Annotated in this window: 8 protein-coding genes and 1 tRNA gene; 8 read left to right on the forward strand and 1 reads right to left on the reverse strand. The window is 50.1% G+C overall.

The window, feature by feature from the left end; translation table 11 throughout:
• The 7 genes from ACWA6V_RS13450 to ACWA6V_RS13480 form a co-directional block, all read left to right on the forward strand.
• The coding region (locus tag ACWA6V_RS13450) for an ATP-dependent metallopeptidase FtsH/Yme1/Tma family protein (protein WP_449522972.1) at positions 1-1,186 on the forward strand (1,186 nt) is incomplete at its 5' end.
• A 101-nt stretch (positions 1,187-1,287) separates the two neighbouring features.
• Positions 1,288-2,148 (forward strand): dihydropteroate synthase, encoded by an 861-nt coding sequence (gene folP / locus ACWA6V_RS13455; RefSeq protein ID WP_449522973.1) that lies wholly within the window; start codon positions 1,288-1,290, stop codon positions 2,146-2,148.
• Between the two features lie 36 nt (positions 2,149-2,184).
• Complete coding sequence (glmM, locus tag ACWA6V_RS13460) at positions 2,185-3,522, forward strand: phosphoglucosamine mutase (protein WP_449522974.1); 1,338 nt, start codon at positions 2,185-2,187, stop codon at positions 3,520-3,522.
• A 211-nt stretch (positions 3,523-3,733) separates the two neighbouring features.
• Positions 3,734-4,495 carry a triose-phosphate isomerase gene (gene tpiA, locus ACWA6V_RS13465; RefSeq protein WP_449522975.1) on the forward strand — a complete coding sequence of 254 codons (762 nt, stop codon included), beginning with the start codon at positions 3,734-3,736 and terminating at the stop codon, positions 4,493-4,495.
• A 40-nt stretch (positions 4,496-4,535) separates the two neighbouring features.
• The gene (gene secG, locus ACWA6V_RS13470) at positions 4,536-4,949 is read left to right on the forward strand and encodes a preprotein translocase subunit SecG (protein WP_449522976.1); all 414 of its coding nucleotides are present in this window, start codon (positions 4,536-4,538) and stop codon (positions 4,947-4,949) included.
• A 13-nt stretch (positions 4,950-4,962) separates the two neighbouring features.
• A tRNA-Leu gene (locus ACWA6V_RS13475) sits at positions 4,963-5,047 on the forward strand.
• An 80-nt stretch (positions 5,048-5,127) separates the two neighbouring features.
• Positions 5,128-5,865 carry a tRNA-uridine aminocarboxypropyltransferase gene (locus tag ACWA6V_RS13480; RefSeq protein WP_449522977.1) on the forward strand — a complete coding sequence of 246 codons (738 nt, stop codon included), beginning with the start codon at positions 5,128-5,130 and terminating at the stop codon, positions 5,863-5,865.
• Positions 5,866-6,173: 308 nt separating this feature from the next.
• Here the strand turns inward: ACWA6V_RS13480 and ACWA6V_RS13485 are convergent, their stop codons facing one another.
• A complete protein-coding gene (locus ACWA6V_RS13485; RefSeq protein WP_449522978.1) occupies positions 6,174-7,280 on the reverse strand; it encodes a DUF3530 family protein in 1,107 nt (368 codons plus the stop codon).
• An 80-nt stretch (positions 7,281-7,360) separates the two neighbouring features.
• Between ACWA6V_RS13485 and rpe the strand changes: the two genes are divergently transcribed.
• On the forward strand, positions 7,361-7,948 hold a 588-nt coding region (rpe, locus tag ACWA6V_RS13490; protein WP_449522979.1), incomplete at its 3' end, for a ribulose-phosphate 3-epimerase.

Below are 7,948 nucleotides of genomic sequence, written 5' to 3' on the forward strand. Positions count from 1 at the left end.
GTTTGAGCAGGCCAAGAAGCAGGCGCCGTGCATTATTTTTATCGACGAAATCGACGCCGTGGGTCGTCATCGCGGCGGTGGACATGGTGGTGGTCATGATGAGCGCGAACAAACCCTGAACCAGTTGTTGGTCGAGATGGATGGTTTTGAAGGTAACGATGGTGTAATCATTATCGCTGCAACTAACCGTGCTGATGTGCTGGATAAAGCGCTGTTGCGCCCAGGTCGTTTTGACCGTCAGGTTTATGTTGGTTTGCCGGATATTCGCGGCCGCGAGCAAATCCTGAAAGTCCACATGCGAAAAGTACCATTGGAGGATCGTGTCAGTGCATCAGTTATCGCACGCGGTACTCCGGGTTTTTCCGGTGCTGAGCTGGCTAACCTTGTCAATGAAGCGGCTTTGATGGCAGCGCGTGGCAACAAGCGTCTGGTCACTATGGAAGACTTCGAAAAAGCGCGCGATAAAATCATGATGGGCGCTGAGCGCAAATCCATGGTGATGAGCGAAAAGGAAAAAGAAAACACTGCTTACCATGAAGCGGGTCATGCCATTATTGGCTGTGTAGTGCCAGAGCATGATCCCGTGCATAAGGTGACTATTATTCCGCGTGGTCGCGCATTGGGTGTTACCCAGTATCTGCCCGAGGAAGACAAATACAGTTATAGCAAACGCTCATTGGAGTCGCGTTTGTGTACGCTTTTTGGCGGCCGCATCGCAGAAGAAATGACGTTGGGAATCGATGGCGTTACTACCGGTGCGTCGAATGATATCGAGCGTGCTACCCAGCTGGCACGCAATATGGTGACCAAATGGGGCTTGTCCGCCAAGTTGGGTCCACTGCATTACGGCGAGGAAGAGGGTGCCTATCCTGGTATGGCAACTCAGCAATACTCTGATGATACTTCGCGCAATATCGATGAAGAAGTGCGCCGGATTATTAATGACTGCTATGCACGTGCCACCAAAATTCTTGAGGATAACCGCGATATTCTGGAAGCGATGAAAAATGCCTTGATGGAATATGAAACCATCGATGCTGAGCAAGTTGCTGATTTGATGGCGCGCCGTAAAGTGCGCCCGCCGCGCGAGTGGAATGATGATGATTTCAACAGCCATTTGCGCGATAAGGATGCATCTGGGGAAACCCCTGCAGGCCCTATTGGCGGCCCAGCTAATACGCATTAATTTTTCGTATTCGTTATCAACAATAACCCCGGGCTTGCTCGGGGTTATTGTTTTTCCCTCTATCAGTTTTAATCAACTCAAAAAATAGCTTAGGCATTTGAATGCATTCCAATCCTGACAACCCCCTTCTTATTTGCGGTAGACATCAACTTGATCTCACTCGCCCTGTAGTGATGGGAATTCTCAATACTACGCCGGACTCCTTTTCCGACGGAGGCAGTTATTACACCGGCAGCGCGCTGAATCTGGATTTGGTTGTGCGTCGCGCAGAACAGATGATGGCAGAAGGCGCGCAGATCATTGATGTTGGCGGGGAATCAACAAGACCGGGCGCCGTAACAGTATCTGAGCAAGAAGAGTTGGATCGTGTTGCCCCTGTGGTCGAGGCATTGGTCGATAAACTGGGTGCATTAGTGTCGGTCGATACCAGCACTGCGAGTGTGATCACCGACTCGGCAAAAAAAGGTGCAGGATTGATTAATGATGTGCGCGCACTTCAGCGTGACGGTGCATTGCTTGCTGCTGCTGCTAGCGGTTTGCCTGTCTGTTTGATGCATATGCAAGGGCAACCTGACAGCATGCAGCAAAACCCACACTACGATGATGTGATAGCAGAAGTGAGTGATTTTTTACACGCACGTATAGCGGCTTGTCATGCACAGGGTATTCCTTCAGAGCGAATTATTCTCGATCCCGGGTTTGGCTTTGGTAAAACACTCGCGCATAATCTCGCGCTTTTACGGCGCTTGCCGGAGTTGGGTGACTGGGGGTATCCCTTGTTGGTGGGTATGTCGCGCAAGTCCATGGTCGCGCAGTTGCTCAATCGTCCGGTTGATGGGCGTTTACCGGGCAGTTTGGCTTTGGCAATGCTGGCCGCTGAACGCGGCGCTGCCATTATCCGTGTGCATGATGTTGCTGCCACGGTAGATGTATTAAAGGTTCTCGCTGCTGTGGTTGAATAATCGCAGCGCATTTTTTTGTTAGCGGAGTAAGGAATTATGTCTCGCAAGTATTTTGGCACTGATGGTATTCGCGGTTTGGTGGGCGAGTTCCCGATCACTCCGGATTTTATGCTCAAGTTAGGTTGGGCGGCTGGCTGTGTACTCAAGGATCGTTTTGATGGCCAAAACATGATTTTGATCGGCAAAGACACACGCATTTCCGGCTATATGTTTGAGTCTGCATTACAGGCTGGATTGATTAATGCCGGCGTTGATGTCGGCTTGCTTGGCCCAATGCCCACCCCTGGTGTTGCTTATCTCTCGCGCACATTTAAGGCTCAGGCCGGCATAGTGATCAGCGCGTCGCACAACAGCTATGTCGATAACGGCATCAAGTTTTTTGGTGGCAATGGCAGCAAGCTTCCCGACGAATTGGAAACCCTGATTGAAGCGCAACTTGAAAAACCCATGTCCACCGGCGAAAAGCTGGGTAAAGCTCGCCGTATTGCGGATGCATCGGGTCGCTATATTGAGTTCTGTAAGGGCACCATGCCCTGGGGATTTAATCTCAAGGGGATGCATATCGTCCTGGACTGCGCCAACGGTGCAACTTACAACATAGCGCCTGACGTATTCACTGAATTGGGCGCCCATGTCACTTCGCTGTTTGTTGAGCCTAATGGCACCAACATCAATCGCAGCTGTGGCTCTACCAAGCCTGAAGCGTTGCAAGAAAAAGTGGTCGAATTGGGCGCGGATATAGGTATCGCTTTTGATGGCGATGGCGACCGCGTAGTCTTCGTGGATCACAAGGGAGAGTTGGTTGATGGCGATGAACTGCTCTACATCATTGCCGCTTATCAACAGGAATATGCGGGCGGCTGCGATGGTGTGGTCGGTACTTTGATGAGCAACTTTGGTTTTGAGTTAGGTCTTAAAAAGCTCAATGTCCCCTTTGCGCGTGCAAAAGTCGGCGACCGTTATGTTATCGAGATGATGCGCAGTAATGGCTGGCGGTTGGGTGGTGAAAACTCCGGTCATATTGTATGCAGCAATGTCACTACTACGGGCGACGGAATTATCTCCGCACTCCAGGTATTGCTGGCGATCACCACTATGGGAGACTCGCTGCATCGTATTAAGAAGGCGATGAATAAATTGCCGCAGGTTATGATCAATGTGCATATGGCTAAGCGGGTAGATCTTGGCAGTAACGAAGCGGTGCAAAAAGCAGTAAAACTAACTGAAGAAAAACTCGCTGGAACCGGGCGGGTGTTATTGCGCCCTTCAGGTACTGAGCCCGTAGTTAGGGTTATGGTTGAGGGTGAAGATAAAAAGCAGGTGAAAGAGCTTGCTCAGGAATTGGCAGCAACAGTTGAGGCTGCACTTAGTTGATGCCAATCTTTTGTGTTGCGGCAGGGTAAAAAAGTTGCGCCTAAAAATTGGCCAAGGCGCAGATTTTATATTCAGATGCCCGGTGTTCAAGGCAATATTGCTGGTTATAGCGCAAAAAAATAGATAAAAATCAGGGTGTAAGCGAAGATTGGGTTGTATGTTCAAATCTTCTTAGCTACCATTGGCGCCCGCTTTGGGGGAGGTATTGCTGTTGAACAAAGCAAGTAACGCCAAGCGTCGCCAACTGGTGGTTGGCAATTGGAAAATGAATGGAAATCTGCATGAAAATGCAGAGTTATTGGCCAAGGTTGCGGCTGGTTGGCACGGTGAGCACAATGCAGATGTGGTTATTTGTCCACCTTTTCCTTATTTAATACACACTGGTAGTTTGATATCTGGCTCAGCAATATTGCTGGGTGCGCAAACCGCAAGTGAGCATGGTAAGGGAGCCTACACAGGCGAAGTTTCAGCATCAATGCTTGCAGATTTGGATTGCAAATTTGTAATAATTGGTCACAATGAGCGCCGCCGAATGCAGGGTGAAACGGATGAGCAAGTTGCTCGCCAATTTGTCGCTGTACAGCAAGCTGGTTTAATACCGATACTTTGCGTAGGTGAATCCTTACAGGATCGCGAGCAAGGGCGTCAGTTAGAGACTATTGGCCGGCAGCTCAATGCAGTCTTTGCTCATACAGGGAAAGATGTTTTTAACAATGCCGTGCTTGCCTACGAACCTGTATGGGCTGTAGGAACCGGCAAGACAGCTACACCGGAACAAGCAGAAGAAGTGCACCGTTTTATGCGAGCACAACTGGGTGAATTAGCTGGGAAAGTCAGGGTTTTGTACGGTGGCAGCGTCAAAGCGCACAATGCACAACAGTTGTTTGCATTGCCCGATATAGACGGTGCCTTACTTGGCGGCGCATCTTTAGACGCTGACGAGTTTTTAGCAATCTGTAGGGCTGCTGATTAATTTCATCAGCTAAACACCAAGCGCTCAAGAGAGCTTTGCAATGGAAAAACTGGTACTGATTATTCACTCGCTTGCGGCACTGGCTATTATTGGCTTGATTTTGTTGCAGCAAGGTAAGGGCGCGGCAGCAGGTGCATCATTTGGTGGCGGCGCTTCGCAAACTGTATTCGGCAGTGAGGGGAGCGGTAATTTTTTTACTCGTGCAACCTGGATAATCGCAACTGTATTTTTTTGCACTAGTTTTGGTTTGGCAATCATTGCAAAAAATCATTCAAAAGTAGCAACGCAGGGCTTGGTTGTCCCCGCTGTGCAGCAACAAGAAGTTCCCTCGGCTTCTGATGTGCCTGCCAGCGAAGTACCTGCAGCGACTACATCTGATGTACCTGCTGTGCAATCCGAAGCTGCTCCAGTCTCTGCAGATGCAGTCGCACAGCCTGAAGAGAAGAAAGAGTAAATTTAGAGTTAATGCCCCGGTGGTGGAATTGGTAGACACGCTATGTTGAGGTCGTAGTGGCGAATGCTGTGCCGGTTCGAGTCCGGCCCAGGGCACCAAATTAAAAGCGCTCATTAGAGCGCTTTTTTTTCGTCTCTGATTTGATGTTTGTATAACCAACTCTCCCTGTAGGTTGTTGATGGCCAGTGAATTCTCCAATCAGTATCTACGCCTGCGTGCGCAGCGTTTGGCTGAATCCACGCGCGAATTTCTTGCGCGCGGTAAATCGGTTGTGCGCTGTGAACATTGTCAGTTAGCGGTATTTGCGTGTATTTGCCCTTGGCGCCCAGAGTTAGAGGCGCGCTGCGAGTTTGTATTGCTGATGCATCGTAATGAAGTATTCAAACCAACTAATACCGGCCGTTTGATTGCCGAGCTATTGCCGCAGCAGACTCATGTTTTTTGCTGGAGTCGTACTGAGCCTGCGCAGGAGCTACTGGATTTGTTGGGTGATCCTCGTCGCCGCTGTGTGATTGTGTTTCCGGCAGATGCTACGGAGACAGGTTCTAAACAGCGGGGGTTGGTAACGGAGTTGCCGGACGATGGCAAAATCACGACATTCGTATTGTTGGATGGAACCTGGAAGCAGGGCGGTCGTATGTTTCATTTGAGCCGCTGGTTGGAGGAGATCCCCTGTGTGGTCTTGCCTGAAGCGCTGGTGCGCGGTTATGCGGTACGAAAATCCCATCAGGAACATTATTTGTCCACCGCTGAAGCGGCCGGGCTCTGTTTGGAGATGGCGGGTGAAGTTCGTGCGGCTAATGCCTTACAGGACTATTTCGAGTTATTTAATCTGCATTATTTGGCGACGCGCGGGGCAGTTACTCCCGTTTTTGGTGAGTTGCATGAGCGTATGGCGGCTTACAAAAAGGCCTGATATCCGCCCGATTTCCGCATGGTTATAAGCCAAATACCGCAGCGAGTTGTAGTTGATTTCCTACAAGATTCAGTGAATTTTGCGACTATCGTCACTCCCCTGTTTGCTTGAAAATAGCTTCTAACAAGGAGGTCGTCAGGGAAGGTAGGTTGGCCAAGCAGGGTCAAGGGAAGCGCCTAATTCACCGCGCCATTTTCACTTAATCAGGTCATGCATACGAGTGGCGATTACAAGATTCAGAACCGGATGTTCAGAATCTGGCAGGTAAAAACAAAACGGGATCAGTCGCTGACTGATCCCGTTTTGTTTTATTGCTGGGTATTGTTCTTTTGCGCTTTTAATTCTGTACCGCTGGCTTTTTGCTGCATAAAGCCACGCACCCTTCCCAATAAAAAGCTTTGATGATCCTGTTCGACCGATTTGGGTTGATCATCAATTAACAGTTGTTGGTAATCTGCCACTTTCTTGCGCATCGCGACTGCTCTGTGCAGTTCCCTTGCTTGCATTTGCTCTGCATCAATCGGTGCGGAAAAGAGATCCAGTACAGGCAGTTGTTTCGCGCTAAAAATGGTTTCCAGTTCTTGCTTGGTAATGGGCTCCTGTTGCTGCAGGTTGGTGATAATCAGGGCTTGTAGCGGTCCATCAACAACGGTTGTGTCGCGGCTGTTTTCCTTAATTTGCGGTGCTAGTGCCTGCATAATCTGAAACACCGAGCTGTTGTCGGTCAGTACTACGGTGTTGAGTTGTCCCTTCTCTTTTAAAAAATTAAACGCCGCATCGGCATAAGTGGCGATTAGCACATCGCGTGCAACGCTTGAAGAGGCTGCGTTGGATGAGCTTGGTGCGCTGCTGGATGAGGATGCCGCCACCGCTTCTTCGGCGGGAGTTTCTGCCGGTGTTTCAGCTTCTGCCGTGGCGCTTGATGTGGATGCGCTCGCGGTGGATGAGCTAGGGCGCGCAGGAACAGCGGCCGGATAACGTTGTGGCAGGCTGATCGCCAAAGTTTCCCAACCATAGCGTGGCAAGTTCGCTCGCAGATTTTCCAGCGCGGGTGGCCAGAGTTGAGGGTTTTCTGCCGCATGAAACAGGATCAAAACGCCGAGCGTTTTTTTAGCCTCAGTCGGGCGATAAAGCGCAAGAATTTTTCCGTGCTCAGTCTCCAACCATTGTGCTTCATCGTCCATGACCGCGGCGATCAAACTTTTGTCGCGTATATCGCGCGATAGATAAAGTGGCGCTTCGGAAGATTTGCTAATCGAACTGATTGCGCTGCTCGCAACGGAGGATTCGGCGCTTTCTTCCGGTTCCTGCGCGATCGCAGCCAGGGGTAGCAGGCAAAGGGCAAGCGCAACACTTATCAGTCGTGCTCGGTGATCAATCAATTTAATTGGCCATAGGCCTGTGATTGCTGGCATGGTTTGGCTCAGTGGTGGGTTTTGATGGCAAACCTTATCACGTAGAATACGGGCTGCCATTTATCAATATCGGGACATTTATGCAGAACTTTAAGCGAGATTACAAAATAGCACCCTCAATCCTTTCGGCGGACTTTGCGCGTTTGGGTGCTGAGGTAGATGCAGTACTCGCCGCTGGTGCCGATATCATCCATTTCGATGTGATGGATAACCACTACGTTCCCAACCTGACGGTCGGCCCTATGGTGTGCAAAGCTCTACGCAAATATGGAATTACGGCCCCTATTGATGTGCACCTGATGGTTGAACCGGTGGATGATTTAATCGTCCAGTTTGCCGATGCAGGTGCTACTTACATTACCTTCCATCCTGAAGCCTCGCGCCATGTGGATCGGTCGCTACAGCTAATTAAGGATAAGGGTTGCAAAGCAGGTCTGGTGCTCACCCCTGCCAGTTCGCTCGACCATATCAAATATGTGATGGGCAAGTTGGATATGCTGTTGTTGATGTCCGTTAACCCGGGGTTTGGTGGCCAGACGTTTATTCCCTATGTCCTCGATAAATTGCGCGAAGCCCGCGCGCTGATTGATGCCAGTGGTTTGCCTATTCGTCTGGAAGTCGATGGTGGGGTTGGGTTGGCGAATATCCGCGAAGTGGCTGAAGCGGGT

It is taken from the genome of Cellvibrio sp., from assembly GCF_053579595.1.